This window comes from Exiguobacterium artemiae (assembly GCF_033342815.1).
In the GTDB taxonomy this organism is placed as follows: domain Bacteria; phylum Bacillota; class Bacilli; order Exiguobacteriales; family Exiguobacteriaceae; genus Exiguobacterium_A; species Exiguobacterium_A artemiae_A.
In genome coordinates this window covers 1-17,715 of record NZ_JAWPEN010000024.1, presented here as the reverse complement: position 1 = coordinate 17,715, position 17,715 = coordinate 1, and the positions used below count along the sequence as shown (strand labels likewise).

The 17,715-nt window shown below is 38.4% G+C and carries 22 protein-coding genes; all 22 read left to right on the top strand.

All coding sequences use genetic code 11. The features are described 5' to 3' along the window. Positions 1–51 precede the first annotated feature (51 nt). The 22 genes from R7V76_RS15755 to R7V76_RS15650 all read left to right on the top strand — a co-directional run bounded on the left by R7V76_RS15755 (position 52) and on the right by R7V76_RS15650 (position 17,525). Positions 52–639, top strand: a complete 588-nt coding sequence (locus R7V76_RS15755) for a hypothetical protein (RefSeq protein ID WP_318094236.1) — start codon at positions 52–54, stop codon at positions 637–639. 189 nt (positions 640–828) lie between these two features. Then, a complete protein-coding gene (locus R7V76_RS15750; protein ID WP_318094234.1) occupies positions 829–1,398 on the top strand; it encodes a suppressor of fused domain protein in 570 nt (189 codons plus the stop codon). A 59-nt stretch (positions 1,399–1,457) separates the two neighbouring features. After that, positions 1,458–2,078 carry a hypothetical protein gene (locus R7V76_RS15745; protein WP_318094232.1) on the top strand — a complete coding sequence of 207 codons (621 nt, stop codon included), beginning with the start codon at positions 1,458–1,460 and terminating at the stop codon, positions 2,076–2,078. 153 nt (positions 2,079–2,231) lie between these two features. After that, positions 2,232–2,954: a DUF2750 domain-containing protein gene (locus R7V76_RS15740; protein WP_051525148.1), complete on the top strand. Its 723-nt coding sequence runs from the start codon at positions 2,232–2,234 to the stop codon at positions 2,952–2,954. A 213-nt stretch (positions 2,955–3,167) separates the two neighbouring features. Next, positions 3,168–7,718, top strand: a complete 4,551-nt coding sequence (locus R7V76_RS15735) for a hypothetical protein (RefSeq protein ID WP_318094228.1) — start codon at positions 3,168–3,170, stop codon at positions 7,716–7,718. Positions 7,719–8,191: 473 nt separating this feature from the next. Further along, positions 8,192–8,584 carry a DUF5412 family protein gene (locus R7V76_RS15730; protein WP_318094226.1) on the top strand — a complete coding sequence of 131 codons (393 nt, stop codon included), beginning with the start codon at positions 8,192–8,194 and terminating at the stop codon, positions 8,582–8,584. Positions 8,585–8,613: 29 nt separating this feature from the next. After that, complete coding sequence (locus tag R7V76_RS15725) at positions 8,614–9,180, top strand: hypothetical protein (RefSeq protein ID WP_318094225.1); 567 nt, start codon at positions 8,614–8,616, stop codon at positions 9,178–9,180. Positions 9,181–9,206: 26 nt separating this feature from the next. Beyond that, positions 9,207–9,893: a hypothetical protein gene (locus R7V76_RS15720; RefSeq protein ID WP_318094224.1), complete on the top strand. Its 687-nt coding sequence runs from the start codon at positions 9,207–9,209 to the stop codon at positions 9,891–9,893. Then, entirely contained in the window at positions 9,890–10,060 is a 171-nt protein-coding gene (locus tag R7V76_RS15715) for a hypothetical protein (RefSeq protein WP_247857413.1), read from the top strand. The genes R7V76_RS15720 and R7V76_RS15715 overlap by 4 nt, the downstream gene beginning before the upstream one ends. 159 nt (positions 10,061–10,219) lie before the next feature. Continuing rightward, on the top strand, positions 10,220–10,699 hold the full coding sequence (locus R7V76_RS15710) for a hypothetical protein (RefSeq protein ID WP_247857411.1): 480 nt from the start codon (positions 10,220–10,222) through the stop codon (positions 10,697–10,699). Positions 10,700–10,841: 142 nt separating this feature from the next. Further along, positions 10,842–11,609, top strand: coding sequence for a hypothetical protein (locus R7V76_RS15705; RefSeq protein WP_318094223.1), 768 nt, complete (start codon positions 10,842–10,844; stop codon positions 11,607–11,609). A 20-nt stretch (positions 11,610–11,629) separates the two neighbouring features. Beyond that, positions 11,630–12,064: a hypothetical protein gene (locus tag R7V76_RS15700; protein ID WP_318094222.1), complete on the top strand. Its 435-nt coding sequence runs from the start codon at positions 11,630–11,632 to the stop codon at positions 12,062–12,064. Between the two features lie 145 nt (positions 12,065–12,209). Beyond that, positions 12,210–12,605, top strand: a complete 396-nt coding sequence (locus tag R7V76_RS15695; protein ID WP_318094220.1) for a hypothetical protein — start codon at positions 12,210–12,212, stop codon at positions 12,603–12,605. A 179-nt stretch (positions 12,606–12,784) separates the two neighbouring features. Beyond that, complete coding sequence (locus tag R7V76_RS15690) at positions 12,785–12,997, top strand: hypothetical protein (protein ID WP_318094218.1); 213 nt, start codon at positions 12,785–12,787, stop codon at positions 12,995–12,997. A gap of 109 nt (positions 12,998–13,106) precedes the next feature. After that, positions 13,107–13,733 carry a hypothetical protein gene (locus R7V76_RS15685; RefSeq protein WP_318094216.1) on the top strand — a complete coding sequence of 209 codons (627 nt, stop codon included), beginning with the start codon at positions 13,107–13,109 and terminating at the stop codon, positions 13,731–13,733. Next, a complete protein-coding gene (locus R7V76_RS15680) occupies positions 13,723–14,406 on the top strand; it encodes a hypothetical protein (protein WP_318094215.1) in 684 nt (227 codons plus the stop codon). The genes R7V76_RS15685 and R7V76_RS15680 overlap by 11 nt, the downstream gene beginning before the upstream one ends. A gap of 82 nt (positions 14,407–14,488) precedes the next feature. Beyond that, a complete protein-coding gene (locus R7V76_RS15675) occupies positions 14,489–14,842 on the top strand; it encodes a hypothetical protein (RefSeq protein ID WP_318094213.1) in 354 nt (117 codons plus the stop codon). 72 nt (positions 14,843–14,914) lie between these two features. Further along, positions 14,915–15,121 carry a hypothetical protein gene (locus tag R7V76_RS15670; RefSeq protein ID WP_161487717.1) on the top strand — a complete coding sequence of 69 codons (207 nt, stop codon included), beginning with the start codon at positions 14,915–14,917 and terminating at the stop codon, positions 15,119–15,121. 19 nt (positions 15,122–15,140) lie between these two features. Next, complete coding sequence (locus R7V76_RS15665; RefSeq protein WP_318094207.1) at positions 15,141–15,917, top strand: ankyrin repeat domain-containing protein; 777 nt, start codon at positions 15,141–15,143, stop codon at positions 15,915–15,917. A gap of 16 nt (positions 15,918–15,933) precedes the next feature. After that, positions 15,934–16,110 (top strand): hypothetical protein, encoded by a 177-nt coding sequence (locus R7V76_RS15660; protein ID WP_318094205.1) that lies wholly within the window; start codon positions 15,934–15,936, stop codon positions 16,108–16,110. A gap of 185 nt (positions 16,111–16,295) precedes the next feature. Continuing rightward, complete coding sequence (locus R7V76_RS15655) at positions 16,296–17,147, top strand: hypothetical protein (protein WP_318094203.1); 852 nt, start codon at positions 16,296–16,298, stop codon at positions 17,145–17,147. A 207-nt stretch (positions 17,148–17,354) separates the two neighbouring features. After that, positions 17,355–17,525, top strand: coding sequence for a DUF6440 family protein (locus R7V76_RS15650; protein ID WP_012370207.1), 171 nt, complete (start codon positions 17,355–17,357; stop codon positions 17,523–17,525). Positions 17,526–17,715 lie beyond the last annotated feature (190 nt).

Sequence of the window (17,715 nt, the reverse complement as noted above, 5' to 3'; positions counted from 1 at the left end):
TCGTTGGTGTACGGGTGAACTTTGCAGATGACGAATGAAGGAGTTAGGATAATGGAATTGGATAGTATGTTGGTCGGTGAAGGAACTGCTTTTATCTTTATGTCCGAGGATAAAGGGAAAGTTCGTTTTCACTGTCATGAGGATGGTGAAGAGTACGCAGAGGTCGACATGGATCAGTTGCTAAAAGAGTCGTGGCAGGACGGGATGGCTCTTTACAGTAAGAACATTCGAGAATTTTTACTGGAGTTGAATCATTATCCGCTGTACGTTCACAGTATGAGTGGTTCGGGCAAGATCAACATTGCGCACGACGCTGACAGAAGTAAAAGATTTGACCGGGGAAATATCTATCATCGATTGACCATCACTTCAGAAGAAGCATTTCTTCATCACTTTCCTAAAGCTTATCAAGATGCATACAATAACGAGAGTGTATTGTTTTCAAGCGAGAAGACGATTGAAATCGATGAGACAAACAATGACTTTTATTTTAAAAAGTTCAGGTTGACCTTTCCCGCTGATGCACGGAATTGTTTCTTTCTGTGGGTGAATCATGATGGGAACGGTTTTGACTTTGCTGCGAATTTTTCAAATCATCCTTTTCAACAAAAAACAATAGCAATTGAGGAAGTTGAATGAGTGTCAAAACATGAAAAGAGATTAATCGAAGTACAAACTTACGTTAGAAACGTATGAAGTTTGTACTTTTTTTGTCCATGCTTTCCAGAAATAAAAATCCCCAAAACTGTCAGTCGATTATATAATGAAAGGTATAAATGGAATTTCTTCGGATGAACATGACCGCCGCGGAAAAAAAGGGAGGTACATATGAACTACATTGAGCATCTGGAAAAACATTGTGGTGAGATCACAGGAAGTCTGGAACTGGAAGACATGATGCAAGAAAACATTCAATTCCTGAAGTTTGAGAACGCACCCATCAACGAGACATATACAGCGACTTCACTCGGATTGCTCTGGCATTCACTTCAGTTCGAGGATGGACGGTTTGCGCATCAGGAAGTGATGATGTCAGTCAAACAATTGGAAGCAGAGGAAGATGTCATTGAATTATTGTGGCGGCTGACGACGCATGCTTTGGAAACCGGGCAGGCTTTTGAATTGGGCGAATTCTACAGTATGCCTGAGACGGTGTTCGGACAATACGGATTTGCAGGAGTCTACGTGACGGCACCGGTTTATTTTGATAAGAGCTTTTTCATCCATCATGGGGACGCCGAGTATGATGAGCCGGAACACGTTTTGCCTGTTTGGTTTGTTCCGATTTTTGAATCGGAGGCGGATTATCTTGAGCAACACAGTGTGGATGCTTTCGACGAAATCATTGATGCAACAGAGGGGGAACTGCTTGATATAACACGTAAGCCATTGATTTGAGGGTCATATCCATAGAACGGAAAGCAATCATACGTTGCTGAAGAGAGGGAGAAAGCAACATGTTAGTCGATTACTACAAACAGGTTCATTATCTAGAAGTCGATATACCGAAGGATGAGCATTTTCACCATCTAGAAGTCAATATACCGAAGGATGAGCGTTTTCAAAAGTATGAACATCTCAATATTTATTTTGAGTGGGGATTCGCAATCATCCAATCAACCGAAGAAGTTGCCAGCGAGGATGCGGTGTGGTTGCTCGGGCAAACGAATGCATTCCCGATCTGCATGGTCTTTGATGTATTTGATTTTTCGATAAATGAAACAATTGAGGTTCTCGAATCCTTTGACATACCGTACCAGACGTCAAGAAATAACGAAACAGAGCTTATTGATGGAGAAGAAGCTTCACATGACATCAGCATACGGCTCATCGTTAATCAGGAAAACACGTTACGAGAAATGATTCCATTCCTGCACGCATGCGGATGTCACGGTCAGAAAAATTATCTCTATTCCGTGATCACGGACGGAACAGATGTATTATCAGCCACAGAAGACTTTCCGGGAATCGATGTCTCATACGCCATCGTCGCGGTCGGACCGGATGGAGAAGGTGTGGATGTCATCGGACCAAGGGAACGGATTATTCCGCTGTATCGGCAAGTACGAAAGAGATAGATGCAAAAAAGCAAAATGATTCACAAAAGCTTTGGAGAGAATAGAACTGAAGTGAATTGTTAGCTGATGAATCGGATACAGATAAAAATTTGAAAGTCCGCTTGAATATATGAAAATGGAAGAAACGAAATTATACATAAAGGAGTAGTGGAAATGGAACATCAGATCGGGTTACCAGGCATTACAGAAGAACGGTTGCAGGAAGTCGAGGCAGAACTCGGATTTTCGTTGCCGGCTGAGTTGCGGGCGTACTTTAAAAAGGAAAACAAGTTCGAAGCGGGTGAGTGGCAATTACATCCGATCAAGGACGAACAGTACATCAAGCGGACATGGGAAGACATCGTCCGTGTGAACTCAACGGATACAGAAGACTATCCGGACGGCTTTTTCCGGATTGCTGCCGACGGTTCCGGGGACGAGCTCGGTTATCTCTTGCCGGACGCAGAAACCATCGTCCAGTGGGATCACGAGGAACAGGAGTTGTTCCCGGTTGCCCCGACGCTTGCAGCCTTTATGGAACAAGAGCAACAACTATTAAACAGTGCCATGCAAGCAGATGAATTCTTTGAAACCGTGCTCGAGACAGAAGCTGTCTACGGGTTATCGAAATTGAAGCAGTCGGGCTGGGCTTATTGTCCGTCAAATCAAGAGGAAACGGATGTGTTGCTGTTTTTCTCGACGGAAGAAGGCGCACGTGCCTGTCAGACAGACGGATGGGAGAATTATCATTTGATTCGTCTCGATCTTGATGTCTTTACAGACGGCTGGTTGCCGAACATGATTCAAGACGGTTTGTACTGCGGACTAAACTGGGATGCCAGTTTACAGGGGCTCGAGCTAGATTCGGAAAATGTGCTCGCTGAACTTGAATTATAATCCGAAGTAGATTTTTTAAAAGTTATTAGGTATTATACGAGAAATTGAAAATTTATGTGGTATCACTTAGTAAAAAACTATTTTCCTGTTTCAATTAACAAGTGAAGGTTGATTAAATATTAATATTGAAAACTGACTGAAATCACCATCTTCTAGATTTATATAGAATGAAAATTAGTATACATTGCATTGTCATTAAGGAGTGAGAAGAAAATGCCTTATGAAATAGGAGGAAGATCAGATAAAGAGGGTAATCGTTATGAAATAAAATACTCTATTTATAAAATAATAGAAGTAATAGAAGAAAAAATAGACTATTTAGTAATAGAAGCAATAGGAGAAGATGAACAAGGAATAGATGTTTGGATTGGAAATAAAGATGGCAGCAAAGAAGGACAACAGTGCAAAGGTAGAAACGGTGGCGAAGATAGTTGGAACTTTGGAACAGCAAATGCTAAAAGTATCTTTGAAAACTGGAAAAAACATCTAGATAGAGATTCAAAAAACCATGTATCATTAGTAACTCCATTGGCATTTCAGGATTTAGAAGACATTATTAAAAGAGTAAAAAATTCTAATGAAAATCCAAGAGATTTTTATGAGTATCAAGTAAAGAAGTCAAACAAAAAATTTCAGAATTTTTACAGTAATTTTTGCGCGAAAATGGGACTAAATATTAAAGAAGACAAAGATATTCAAAAATCAATTTATTATTTGAAAAGAGTATCATTTCACCAGGTCCCAGATTCATATTTAAAAGAGATGATTTTTCAAAAAATTTCATATTTATTTTATGGAAATGAAAAAGAAATATATGATAATTTAATTTCTTTAGTTGTTGATGGAGATATTTTAGGTAAACAAATAAATTTAGGATTAATTCGTAATCACATAAAAAAAAATAACTTACGGTTAAAAAATCTATCTTTTGATACAAGAATTTTACCCAAAATTGAGCGTCTCAACTGGGAATTTAAAAATGATTTCCAATTACTTAACAAAGTATTTTTAGAGCGGAAACAATACGAAGAAGCTTATAACTTCATTGAAAAAAATGAATCGTTTATTATACACGGAAAAGCTGGCATCGGGAAAAGTGGCACTACTGAAGCTATAATAAAATATTGCGATTTAAAAGCAATTCCTTATTTAGCTATAAAACTAGATAAACGTATACCAAACTACAATGCAAAAAAATGGGGAGAAGAACTCGGTCTGCCTGACTCTATAGTTAATTGTTTACACAGTATATCTAAAAATGAGAAAGCAGTACTAATATTAGATCAATTAGATGCATTAAGGTGGACATTGGCACATTCGAGGAATGCACTGTTAGTTTGTTCAGAAATAATTCAACAAATCAATTATTTGAACAGTGAAAGAGAGAACAAAATATCTATAGTGATGGTTTGTAGAACAATAGATTTAGAAAGCGACAATAATATTCGTAATTTATTTAAAGAAGAGACCGATTCACAAAGTTTTACTAAATGGAAAAAAATTAAAATTAATGAATTAGAAGATAGTGAAGTAGAAAGAATCATTGGTGATAGATACAAAATTCTGACTCCAAAATTAAAAAAAATGTTGAAAATTTCGAGTAATTTGCTTATTTGGTGTCAATTAGATATAAGTAAAACTCATAATGAATGTCTTTCCACAAACCATTTGATAGAAAAATGGTGGGATCAACTTTTGGCTAATTATTCTATACAAGGACATGCTCAAAAAGAACTTGATAATTTTAAAGTGGAGCTAATAAATAAGTTTATAGATTTAGAAAGAATATACGTTCCCAAAAGATCTTTTAGAGGCAATAAAGAAGAGATTGATTTTCTACATTCGAATGGTTTTATTAATATTTCTGAAGAAAAAATATCATTTTCTCATCAATCTATATTAGATTATTTATTATCTGAGAAAATGCTAGATAAATATTTTGATGGCATACCAATAAACGAAATCTTAGGCAGTAAAGAAATGCAAACTCCGGGAAAACGATATCAACTTCAAATGGCGATGCAGTATCTTTTAGAGTTGGAAAGCAAAGATTTCATTAAAGCAGGTATACAACTTCTTAATGGCTCGGATATTAGATATTTTAATAAATATGTATTTTTAGAAATTTTAAGAGATATTGATGTTTTAGATCCCAATATAAATAAATTTATTTTGTCGTATTGCGAAGACGTTAAATGGAAAGATCATCTTTTACAAAATGTTATTTATTCAAAGCAAGTGTATTATAAACTACTTTTAAATAATGGAATTATTGAAAAATGGTTAGGTTCTGAAAAAGAGGAAAAGAATGCTATAAATTTAATAAGCAGTATAAAACCAAAATATGACTTAGAAGATATTAATTTAATCAAACAATATTTTTTAGAAGACAAAAAACATTCTAATGATTTCAAAAAAATCTTTTCTCGTGATTTTCATCAAGATTCAAATGAACTGTTTGATCTAAGAATATTATTTTATAAAGAAAATCCACACTTAAGTCATCATTATTTAGATGTTAACGAAAGCTTAAAGAATAATGAATACAGAACAATTAAGTATATTGAATTTTTGATAGAAAAAAAGTTAAATGACAAAGATGATCAAAATGAATTTTTAGAAAAAAAAATCTTTTTGGAAGATAAAAATTTTATTATTAATGATGGTGAGTATGTATATAAATCATTATCCAAATTTATACCATCCGATACTAATGAGGTAAACGATTTTAGTGAATGGTCAGCAGTACACTATAAAAACAGCTTGGAAAGAACGATTGTTATAATTTTAAAAAAATCAATTAACTCGATAATTTTTAAAGATCCAGAGAGTTTTAAAAATATATTATTAGATTTATCTAAAAATTCGAATGATGTAATCAATGAATTAATTATAGAAGGATTAGATAGTTTAAATAATGAATACAGTGATTATGTTATAGAGTTTATATGTGAAAATTTTGAGAACAGAATATTTATTAAATCTGATGGCAGTAAAAATGTATTATCTTTAGTAAAAAAATGTTTGATAAATCATTCACATACTTGCAGTAATCAAATATTCACTAAGTTAGAAAATAAAATTTTGAAATATATGCCTAATGGAGCTAAAGAATACATCAAATACAGATACAAATTTAATAAAAATAAAAATACCGATGAAAAAGTTTACTGGAGTTTTTGGGGTGACTTACAAATAGAACTCCTTTCTATTTTACCGATTGAAAGACTAACAAATGAATCTATTGAATTATTGAATGTTTTACAAAGGAAATTTAAAGGTAAAAGCAATCGCTACAATTATGCATTGAGTACTAGTGGTTTTGTTAAGTCACCAATAGATGGAAAAGAATTGTCACTTATTAGTTGGAGTAATATTATAAGCAAGAAAAAAGAAGATTTTGATACAAAAAATAAGTGGATATCTGTTAGTGGAGGTATTATTGAAGGGTCAATTCAGCAGTTTGCAAGTAGTTTTTCTCAAGAAGTAAGCAAAAATCCTCTAGAAATGATAAAAATTGTACTCAACAATAAGAATAAAATCGAAAAAGAGTTTATTGATGCTATGTATAGCAGTTTAGCATTCATCGATCTTACAGATTTACCTAATGAGTTATTAATAAAATTGATAGAAAGATTCTCGGATAATATAAATTCATTTAGGGCACAAAACATTTGCCGTATTATTCAAAACAATAAAGATATAAAGTGGTCTGATAGCATTCTGAATACGTTGATAAGTATAGCTACTAGTTCCAATGTTTTTTTAATAGATTACCATATGACCAGTAATAAAGAAGATGAAAATCTACTGAGTTTTGATACATTGTATACAAATTCTTTGAATTGTGCTGAATGTTGTGCTGCTAGAGCTATTGAAAGTTTAATATGGTATAAGCCTGATTATTATCCATTATTTAAATCCTCGATTAATAGCCTTGTAAATCATCCTAGTACTGCAGTTAAGTTAGCCAGTGTATCTACTTTAAGATCAGTAATAAATATTGATAACGAGTTTGCGACAGAAAAAATTATAAAATTATACGAAGATGACTTCAGAGTAGCTGGAAATATTAATACTCGTGATGTATTATTCCACGCATATACTTCGAATCCAAAATTAGTGTTAGAGACAATATTAAAATGTTTTCATTCTTCGGATAATGATTTAATAAAGATTGGTTCATATTCAGTCGCAGAAATGTATTTAAATAATAACGAGTTCAATCATGAAGTGAAAAACTTACAAAATTTTACTGAAAAGCAGATTCAGTCATTTTTAGAAATGATCATAATTTATTTTGAATATGATGAATATAATCAAAAGTGTAAAGAAATTTTGTCAGTTTCGTTGGATGTTGATTATGAGTTAGAAAACGTCTTTTCTAAATTGTTTTATAAAAAATCTTTAAAGTTAAGTCGTGATTTTGATTTCTTAAATTTAATTATGAAATCAAATTTAAGTCAACAAATTATGTATTCATTTGTTAAATATTTAGAAGAAGAAAATAAGTCTTTAACTGCATATAGTGAAGTAATCTTGAATTTATGTAATAGAGTAATCGAGGATTTCAAACACAATAGTAAAAATAAGTGGGGGGTTGAAGAAGAACTTTCTAAACTGATTATTGGTTTATTTGACGAGAGTAATCAAAATTCAAAATTAAGTAATACTGCTTCTAAAAGTTTAGAATTATGGGATAAAATGTTTGAATTTAGAATTGGATCAATAAGGGAATTAAGTGGGAAAATAATGAACAGGTAAGAAAGTTTTAATAAACTAATTAACTAAGAAAGATTACTATTAAAAAGTAGATGAATGATAAATCATTTTAAATTTCAAAAAACAAAATGTTTTATTTTACCTTTGAAAAGTTGCTTGTAAAAAGTAATAAATGTTTTTTTACAATTGGTTTGATAAGAAAGATTTTTTTAAATACAATACTACTCAATTAATATTAAATATATAAATATTATAGTAACTTTTGATTCTGTTGTAATAGTCTAACCACTTTTTCGGCCGGACGGGCGGAAAAGTGGTTTTTTTATGAAGTAGACTGTTCAAACGAGACGTAGTTGAAATGAGAGCGTAACGGAACCGATTCAATCATTGGATTGGTCGTGATGTTTCTCCTTTGTTCCTTATCCGTCAAACAGTACGGTTATCTGTGCTTTGCCGGCGGCTTTCTTCTACTGTACTGGATCGGTGCGTCATGGTAAAAAGCAAGAAAAGAGGAAATGAACGTGTGGAAAAAAATTAGAATCATCGCCAGTCTACTTGGTATACTGCTGGCGGGATATTTGGCCTGGCAAATCTACATTTTATTATTCGCCGTAGATATCGAATATGTACCGCAAGGCGATTTGTACATGACGATCACCTCTCCGGACGAGCGGTATACGTTACGGTTTTATCGTTCAAGCGGCGGGGCGACGACGGGATTTGCGATGCTCGGCATCATGGAAGATCAAAAAACAAAAGAACAGCGGCGTGTCTATTGGGAATATCCGTGTAGAGAGGTAAGTGTGAAATGGCGACGAGACGTTGTCATTATTAATGACACCTGCTTAAACATCTGGACAGAGGTGTATGATTTCAGATTGGATCAACCGATTTATTCAGCAAAATAGAGTTCATGAAGGGAAGGTGAAACATCCTGATGATCATACTTAGAAAACACATCGACGGCTTGATGTATTACTGGTCCATTTATCGCGACGGTCGGACAGTCCAGGCATTTTTTGGAGTCAATGAACCATGGATGCTTGATGAAGATCTCGATGAAAAAACGGAAGAACGGTTTACGTTTCGCTATCAAGCCCGACGTCGCGTGAAGGAACTGATTGCCGAGAAGCAGGCGGACGGATATCAACAGGAAATCATACCGGATCCGGTGCCGAGTCAAGAAGAACAGTTGACGTTTCACAAGAGAGCGACATGGTTTGCATATGTACTTTTCGGAGTGGGGTTGATTCCGCTTGTCACACCCTGGTCTTTATCTCCGTACGTATTAGTCATTCTTGCAGTACCTTTCCTCATCATGTCGACGAGCGGAAAAATGCTGCCGTTTTGGGTCAAAGCGATGTGCTTTATCAGTTATTTCCTGATTAACATCAGTTACAGACAGGGACCGGACATAAAATATCTGGACGCCGGTCTGTTACTCGCAACGGGCGTGTTCCTGTGGGGCTACATGAATAAAAGCAAAAAACGTTTTAACACGTAAGCTGACAAGGAACGGGAGGGTCAGGCATGCCGACAACATTTTTAAAGCAGTTGTTGCAAGAGGAAGAGAGTTCAGACTTCTCATCATTACGTTCCGCTTATCTTGCGAAACAACAGGGCTTGCGAAACGTATTTTTACAGCAGATGAACACCTTTATAGCGGAAGCACTTGCATGGGACATTCAGCGACAACGGCAGTTCACGGACTGGTTGCTGACCGCATGTGAACGAGAAGAAGATGTGCATGAACTGCTGATTCATCCCTTGAATGAGCGGTTATTGAAACCTGTCCTCAAGCAGTGGATGAATGATCTGCCGGAAGACGTACGACCGTATCGGTGGTTTGGGATTTTCTTTTTTGAAGAAGACAACAGACTTGAATATCTGCAGACGGCGATTGACCGCGGCGGTCGGCAGGAACAACTGGCAATCGAGACAATGATTCGTCATCTGTTGAATTGGCTGTGGTACGCATTCCATCATCTCAATGAAGATTTGTATTTAAGTGAGACAGAGGACGATGCGGAGACGCTGCAGGAAACCCGTTTGTTGATAGATCAACTTGATGATTCGGTTCAAAAGACCGAGTTCATGGAGGAATGGCAGGAACACGCCCGGACGTATGAACTTTGGTTGCGCTTTTTAAAAGAAGAGACGGAAGGGTTCATGGAGTGGCGGGAGCGACAAGAAAAGCGGGGAGAGAATAAGCAATGAAAACTCCTTACGATCGATACAAGAATACAGAACTGTGGAACGTCATTTCGGAAGCGATTGACGAATTGATTGAAAACGATGACTTGGAGGAAAGAACGACCCATGATCATATCGTCGGATACCTCTGTCAACAAGTATTATCTCGCCTAACGGAGAAGGGAAACTGAGGAAATGGGATTTTGAAGCGGACTTCGAATAATTGAAAATCAGCGATTAAAAACGTCTCGCCTAAGCTTGTTGAAGTAACCATTCAAGTATAAGTTGAGATTTTTTAATATGCCTACCAGAAATCTTAAGCACAACGGATGTTAGAGAGGACTATATCGATGAAGACAACCTATTCTTATGAAGAACTTTTGAAATTTGACGACCCGTTTGAATATGAAGTGGGTCTCCCGTTGAAGATCAAGGACCTGCCCTCATCCGTGATGGAAGAAGATATTCCGGACAGTAAAACGACATTGCTCGAGAAACTGTCGGAGGGGTATTCCTTAATCATTCAAAAACCGCGGATTCCAAACGAAAAGGTGTTTTCCGCGTTTCAACCGTTGGATGAAAATGATTTTACGAAATTGTATGCGGTAAACGAAACGGCTTTTAATGAACCATTGTGGGATCTTTTGTATGAACGTGAATACGACCTTCACTGGGCATTCTTTTTACTAAAAGAGATGAAAGATGTCGTTTTCGAATTGTCCTATACGGGTGGAAAAACTCGCTCTTTAACACTCTCGGGTCTAAACGCAAATACCCTGATTCATTTACGGCTTGAAGTAGACCAAAGTGTGACCTGTATGTGGGATTAAATAGATGGAAAAATCACAACGATCATCCAAGGAAGAACTTAACAGTATTACCCGAGTAGTCGAACGATGCGATTGGTGAATGGGGTTTTGGGTTTGCAACGTACTAAGGAGTGAGGTAAGCCAAGTTTTAGGGGGAGCAAAAGTGGAATTTCAGAGTGGTGAATGGATTGATGTCTACCGGGAACTGTTACCGCATGACGATTGGCAAGAGCTCGTCCGAATTCAGGTGACTCAGCATAACTATCCTTTTGAAGTCAAGTTGTTGGAACGTCCGGTGAAACAGAACCGCAATACTTATGACTTATCGGACTGGACGGTCTTATCGCATGTCATTATGACAGAAACGTCGCAACTAAAGGCATTTCTAGATCAACTCGAAATCGAACAGATGAAGATGGACGAGTCGAAGACGATTCTCAGCATTCGGAAACACGGGCAGGAAATCGTTCGTGTTACTAACGATAGTGTCTTGATGTATGGTGTCTTCTATGAGGAACTAAGCGAGTCGGGTACGGAGTACGAAAACTTTTTTGATGCTGTCTTACCGTATACGACGTTCCCGGTTGAGGTCGTCTTTTGCGGCCGTGGCGTCTTAAATGATGAGGACTCGATCCATGCGATGACATTAACCGATACGAATTGGCAAGGCGTCTTCGAAGATCGTTTGTTGCATTTGCTGAACCGAAAAGAAATCACTTCTGGATTCCTGCCAACGAATTACTCAAAGCCCTCTCGACGAACGCTTGAGAACTTCATGACAGAGTTCATGTTGTGCATGCCGTATAACTTCATTGTGACACGAGATGCAAATGGACGGTTTGGTATGCTCGATCATTTTTGTACCGATGGAAAGATTGCACACTTTGGAAATATAGAGGATGAAGAGACAAATCCAGATCAACACAGATAGAAAAGAAGGAGGAAAAAGAGATGAGCTTAGCTTCGTATATTTGTATGGATAGGCAGATACCTGATAAGTATCTAGATTTGGATGACGAAGATGAAACACTTCCATTTTATATAGGGCGGTGTTTTGCAGATGAAAATTGTCTATACAATGTAAAAACTTCACAGTTTCATAAATGGTATGTGTATGAGATTTCAAGTCACTGGGGCATCGAAATCGTAGAACCTTTCGATTCCGTTATTTCAGTGAAGTCAAAAGAAAAATTGCATCATTTATTTACGCTCATGAATGAGTTCTTAGACGAGGGGGAATCCTTTGAACTATATACCTGTTGGCTTGGAGAAGAGTCCTATCCAAAAGAAAAAAGTATGACACTCTCTTTAGAACTTGAACAGCTGGAGGATATTCAGATTCCTGAAAGAACTCATATCTTAATCACAAAAACTCGTGGGAACTAAAACTGCTGATCAACAGTGATGATGATTCAGGTGATTCGCTTTCCCGTAAAGACGATATCTGGGATGGCATGGATTGTCTCATCGCAGCTACCTCTTAAACGAAATAGATATGTCTCACTGTCAAACATAAATGGGAGGAAAAAATATGTTTGTTATTAGTACGAGCTTAAAAGAAGTTCCAGAAGAAGAAAAAGATATTCTCCGTTATCCGAGTCGTGTCCAAATTTTTTTGATTCAAGACTTTTCCCGCGTTTCTGATCGTTGTGATTTGCTGATTCATCTTGATTCCTATGCCGATAAATTGTTTTTAGCAAGAGAAGTAAACGAGCTGATTGGAATTTGTGAACTGCTCATTCAACGGTATTGTACGCCGAATGAAGCATGGTTAGTGAATCAGGCACATTATTATCCAAACGAACCTTGGCTGATCCATCAATCAAATGAGTTAATAATGGAGCTACATCAATTTTTAGAATTGCTTAAGCGAATGTGCATCGCGTCTGTATACCAGAACGCGTTGATTTATTTTTGGGGTGATTAATCAACGATCAATACAACTGAGGAGACAATATGAATCAATCAATATTAAGAAGATCTTTCATCGCAGCATTTTGATAATATTTTTCTTGCCGATCAAGAGACTGGATGTTTATAAGAATCAATTGATACCCTATTGGACGTTTAACCTACATCGGTCTTGCTGCCGGACTCTTTTTATTGATGTTAGGAACTTACTTCATCCGATGTAAGCACGCAAACAAAACACCGCTATCCGGGCATGGAGACGGGGTCGATCATGTCGATTCGTTTGTGCTCAGTCTCCTCTTATCAATTGGTGTCATCCTCTTTAGTTCATTATCCGTCAGACAATACGGTTATTTCTGCTTAGCAGGAGGAGTGCTTTTACTGTATGGTGTCAATGCAGTTTGGTAAGGAAAAGAGAAGAAACAGGAGGCTGGCATCATTCATCAGATACGGCTGAACGTCTGAATTCAATCAATGGTGTTAATTCATATACAACAGTGTAAAGGGAGCTACCAGCATGGTGCAATTATTAAAGCAAATTGACGATGAAGTCTATCATGTCGTCTATCACCAAGAAGGACGTACGTTATTCGTCAGGGAAGGCGTTGCGCGGAAAGAACCGGCCCCGGATAGTGACGACATGATTGAAATTAACGAAGAGACGGCGACTGTGCGTGTGCTTTTTAAAAATACATTTGCCGCCTATCGTCAGAAAAAAGAATGGATGCGTCAAAAGATGGAGGATGGGTATTTGAAAGCAGCTTTTTCTCAATCTGAGGCAATGGACTACCGCGCAGATCGGCGCAACATCAAACTGCGCCTTATGAGTGCTCTATTACTCATGCTGTGCGGATTATCGACATTGACCGGTCTGTTACCGATCTCGGGATATATTCCGCTTGTGTTCTTACCTTTCTTTTATCCAATCTACATTGAAGGGAAAACAGCCCGTGCCCGCTTCTATCGTTGGTCGGGAGGCATATTCCTGTTCATACTAGCCGGCACGTCAAAAGATTATTTAAAACCATTTAATCTTTCTGCCAACGGAACCGTCTGCCTCATCGCAGGATTCATCCTCTTACTGTACACGACTCAACAATTGAAGGAACTGACGACGAAGGAGATCACGCCGCATGAAGGATAAACAAGAATCACTGATTCAGTTAAAACGAGAGATTAGTCAAACCGTCGATTACTGGGTCTGTTACCGGGTGGGGCGGACGCTTTATCAGGTCTCCATCCAAGAGCAGGCCAATGGTCAAACGAACGAAGGAGAGGTCACGACGGAGCGGTTCCCGTTCTATTTTGGCATGAAACAGCGGATGCGTCAGTTGGCCGAAGAAAAAGCAGCACTGGGCTTTCGACCGCTGACAGAGGCAGAACAGGCAGCGAACGTCATCGAAGCATCGGAAGAATCATCGCTTGATCCGGCCTTTTTTGATCCGGCCATTCGTTTGGCATGGCTGCTCCTTGGACTCGGGGTGCTCCTGTTCGTCCTTCCTTACGAGAGGCTAAATAATTTTGCATTCGGTTTAGGACTGTACGTCTGGTATGAAACTTTTCGTCAAGCCGGTCTACCAAAAATTTTCCGACGGTATTTTCACGGAATGTTTGGTGCATTGATGGTATTGCAGGTCCTGTCCGCTTTTGAACTGGAGCGGGAAGTACAGCCATACTACGCCACCTTATCTGTTTTTTCAGCGGTCATGTTGGTATTACTTGTCGTGCAATACCACTGGAAAGAAACAGACCAAATCGCACAGGGTGAAAGCGTTCGTATACGAAAAATCAAAGAATATACGGATTTCGAGGAATGAAACTTAAAATCCGATTCACTCAACTTTCGGAAGACTTGTGGGTTCAACAATCCTGTAAAATAAAGGTATCACATTAATCGGCATGATTCATGAACTAAATCAGTCGATCGGAAAAGGGAGCGATATCATGGACGTACAACGGAATTCTGATTTTATCTTTGAGCTTTTTTTAGTCATCTGGGCGATTGGAGCAATCGGGATTCTCTTCACCCAAGCTCGAAATAAGCGAAGTCTTAAATCCAGTCTATTGACGGGTACAGCAATCAATCTGATTTATACAGTGACGGTTTCATTGATTTGGTTTTTTGCTGTCGCAATTGATGGGGTCAGTCAGGTCTTAGTCGTTTATTTCTTCGTAAGCATTTTCCTGATTCTTGAGGTTCTTTTGTTGATTGTTCTTTTGATTGTCAAACGTAAAAAACAAACTACCTTTTAAAAGGCAAAGGAGTGAAGCATGAATCGTTACACCTAAGTCACCCATGCCGCTACACAACTATCGATTCTCGATATGAGACGGCGAGCGATTGCGTTGTTAGTGAAACACGTCGTGCGTCTTGAGGAACCGAGAGCAAAGTCGAGTGTGTTGCTCCATATCGATATGTTGTATCTTGTCGGGACAGTCAAGATGCTCGAGTTCAGATGGAAACGTTTATTAATCCAACTAATCGAAAAGAAGAAAACGAATTTACTCGTTTTCTTCTTTTTCTATACATAACGAAAAAAGGAGAGACGACATGGCTAAAAAATCAATCCAAGATCATGCTTTTTTCGGAAACATCAAAAAGGTGAAGGCGTGTATCGAGCGCGGAGATGATTTGAATGCGCTCGATGAAGAAGGATCTGCCGCACTGCACTGGGCGGTCGAGGAAGGGTATGACGAAATCGTCACGCTGTTGCTTGATCATGGGGCGGACATCAACCAATACGATAAAGATGGTCTGACGCCGTTGCATCTCGCATTGTATGAAAAGCAGGGTGAAATCGCGATTCAGCTGATTGACCGCGGTGCTGCCCTTGATTTTGACGGAGACGGCTTTACGGCACTGCATTTTATCGCTGCCCGTTCCGGAAACAAACGGGTTCTCCAGCGATTACTGGAAGACCGGACACATGTGGATTGGCAGACAGATAGTGGAGAAGGGCATACGCCGCTGCATTATGCGGCTCAAGAAGGAAAGACAAAGAAAATTCGTATGCTGGTGGAAGCGGGAGCCGATGTCAACCGGATGGAACTGAACGGCTTTGCACCACTCCATCTGGCCACCGGGGAAGGGCATGCCAAAGCGGTACAGGCATTACTGGCAGCAGGAGCCGACATTGAAATCGAAAATCCGTTAAATGAGAACAATACCCCGTTGATGCTGGCGAGTCAGTACGGCTTAACCGAAATCACCAAATTATTGTTGGAGCATGGTGCAAATCGACAGCATCCAGACACGGAAGGGAGAACAGCAATCGACTTTGCCGTCAAACATCGTTATCCGGAAATCGTAGCTTTATTACAAACTTGAGCAGGAGGAAATCGACGTGAAGAAATGGATTGGGGTCTTGATTATCGTCCAGACGGTTTTGTTTAGTATGCTGATCATCCAGCTCAACAAAATGACGGAGACTATTGCGGCTGTGGGGTCAATGATTGTTACGAAAGAAGGGGATCTTGCCTGGGGAGGAGGACTACCGACAACGGATTATGTCCTGTTCTGAATCTTACTTGTTTTAGGGATTTATCTCATCATTCCGGAAGATAAAATAAAGTGGTAACACGATTGAATTCTGTTCAACAATGGCATCCGGACATGATAAACTGAGGGTATGGAATATATTTACTTATTTCCTTGGAATTGAAAATGACTGAAGTACAATCGACATAAAAAAAAGGACGTGAACGTATGAAAAAGGTAACAGTTCGTAAAGCAATGGCGAGTACGCTTGTAACGGCTCTTGTATTGACGGGAGTCGGAGTAAACAGCAATATAGCGGATGCGGCGACCAAGACGACGCAAGTCGCGAAGAAAAAATTCGACTACAAAAAGTATCGCGCCAAACAAACGAAAGTCGTAGCATCGTACGGCAGCACACTCTTCCATTTGGGGAATCTGGGCGGAATCAAAGTACCGGATTACATCACGGATTCTGTGTACCGCGCCAAAGTGGAAGCGTATAACAAAAAATCAAAACAGTATATGACGGACCGTAAGAAGGCACGAAAAGAAGCGGAAGCCTTGAAAAAGCTGATTAAAGAAGTGAACACGCAGAAGGAAAGAAAGGCTGTGGACAAACGAATTGCGGCGTTGAAAAAAGAAACCATTCGTTTGACGAAGGCGGAAAAGGTGTTGACCAAAGAAGGACAGGCTCTCTATAAAGTGATTGTTGACTACGAAAATAAGCAAATCAAGTTATTTGAAGGCCAGTATGGATCGATTACAAAAGACTTAACGGTTCTCGACTATAAGGACTACGCCAATCGTTTGAAGGCTTACCTGGATGCTAATAACTTCAGTGCAGACGAGAAAAACGAAATCATGGATCAAGTATACGATCGGCTTCTGTACGCTCGTGAAGACGCATCGGAAATCGTCGGAGACAAACGTGGTGCAATCAGACTGCTGGTTTACGCCGGTAAATTTGAAGAAGCGAATCAACTGTTTGTAAATACAAAAGAAACGATCCTGGTTGAAGAAAACACGAAATTAGATGCGTTATACACAAAAATCATTGGAGTCTACATGACGAAAAAATAACAACAGAGTTGGTTTACGATTAACAGCATCCTTTTCGGATGCTGTTATTGTTATGCTTATTTTTACTTTAAGCTCTATTCTGCTGGGGCGGAGAAGACAGGGAGTTGAAGATGATGTTAGAGTTACAGCTTTTGAACATTGATGAGCTCGAAGTTCCCGAGAAAATATACGTCTTGATTAAAAAATGAAGCAAGGAGTGTGCACGAAATGAAAAAGCGGTTTACCGTGAAGTCCAAACAACATCTGAGCGGAGGAATCATTAAAATCATCGTCGATACAGAGACCGGTGTGAATTATATAATGACAAGCGGTCTTGGTCTCAGTGGCATGACACCCTTATTAGACAAAGAAGGAAATGTGGTTGTCGATAGAAATTAAATCTCTATACACATTTTTATGTGTCTTTTAAAACGTTTATCTATACGTTTTTTGAAACGTGCGATACGATTGTGACCGTCAAGAAGAAAAGTCATTTTACGATGATTTAAGCACAACACTTTTCGATCATTCTGTATGTTCTGTAAAAATAGTAGACCGATAGCGCATCCGGTAGCTTTCTTCATCCATT

What these genes read in the sequence shown, in the direction of transcription:
- R7V76_RS15755 (WP_318094236.1), top strand. Translation starts at nt 52, where the DNA reads ATGGAATTGGATAGTATGTTGGTCGGTGAAGGAACTGCTTTTATCTTT.
- R7V76_RS15750 (WP_318094234.1), top strand. Translation starts at nt 829, where the DNA reads ATGAACTACATTGAGCATCTGGAAAAACATTGTGGTGAGATCACAGGA.
- R7V76_RS15745 (WP_318094232.1), top strand. Translation starts at nt 1,458, where the DNA reads ATGTTAGTCGATTACTACAAACAGGTTCATTATCTAGAAGTCGATATA.
- R7V76_RS15740 (WP_051525148.1), top strand. Translation starts at nt 2,232, where the DNA reads ATGGAACATCAGATCGGGTTACCAGGCATTACAGAAGAACGGTTGCAG.
- R7V76_RS15735 (WP_318094228.1), top strand. Translation starts at nt 3,168, where the DNA reads ATGCCTTATGAAATAGGAGGAAGATCAGATAAAGAGGGTAATCGTTAT.
- R7V76_RS15730 (WP_318094226.1), top strand. Translation starts at nt 8,192, where the DNA reads ATGAACGTGTGGAAAAAAATTAGAATCATCGCCAGTCTACTTGGTATA.
- R7V76_RS15725 (WP_318094225.1), top strand. Translation starts at nt 8,614, where the DNA reads ATGATCATACTTAGAAAACACATCGACGGCTTGATGTATTACTGGTCC.
- R7V76_RS15720 (WP_318094224.1), top strand. Translation starts at nt 9,207, where the DNA reads ATGCCGACAACATTTTTAAAGCAGTTGTTGCAAGAGGAAGAGAGTTCA.
- R7V76_RS15715 (WP_247857413.1), top strand. Translation starts at nt 9,890, where the DNA reads ATGAAAACTCCTTACGATCGATACAAGAATACAGAACTGTGGAACGTC.
- R7V76_RS15710 (WP_247857411.1), top strand. Translation starts at nt 10,220, where the DNA reads ATGAAGACAACCTATTCTTATGAAGAACTTTTGAAATTTGACGACCCG.
- R7V76_RS15700 (WP_318094222.1), top strand. Translation starts at nt 11,630, where the DNA reads ATGAGCTTAGCTTCGTATATTTGTATGGATAGGCAGATACCTGATAAG.
- R7V76_RS15695 (WP_318094220.1), top strand. Translation starts at nt 12,210, where the DNA reads ATGTTTGTTATTAGTACGAGCTTAAAAGAAGTTCCAGAAGAAGAAAAA.
- R7V76_RS15690 (WP_318094218.1), top strand. Translation starts at nt 12,785, where the DNA reads ATGTTAGGAACTTACTTCATCCGATGTAAGCACGCAAACAAAACACCG.
- R7V76_RS15685 (WP_318094216.1), top strand. Translation starts at nt 13,107, where the DNA reads ATGGTGCAATTATTAAAGCAAATTGACGATGAAGTCTATCATGTCGTC.
- R7V76_RS15680 (WP_318094215.1), top strand. Translation starts at nt 13,723, where the DNA reads ATGAAGGATAAACAAGAATCACTGATTCAGTTAAAACGAGAGATTAGT.
- R7V76_RS15675 (WP_318094213.1), top strand. Translation starts at nt 14,489, where the DNA reads ATGATTCATGAACTAAATCAGTCGATCGGAAAAGGGAGCGATATCATG.
- R7V76_RS15670 (WP_161487717.1), top strand. Translation starts at nt 14,915, where the DNA reads ATGAGACGGCGAGCGATTGCGTTGTTAGTGAAACACGTCGTGCGTCTT.
- R7V76_RS15665 (WP_318094207.1), top strand. Translation starts at nt 15,141, where the DNA reads ATGGCTAAAAAATCAATCCAAGATCATGCTTTTTTCGGAAACATCAAA.
- R7V76_RS15655 (WP_318094203.1), top strand. Translation starts at nt 16,296, where the DNA reads ATGAAAAAGGTAACAGTTCGTAAAGCAATGGCGAGTACGCTTGTAACG.
- R7V76_RS15650 (WP_012370207.1), top strand. Translation starts at nt 17,355, where the DNA reads ATGAAAAAGCGGTTTACCGTGAAGTCCAAACAACATCTGAGCGGAGGA.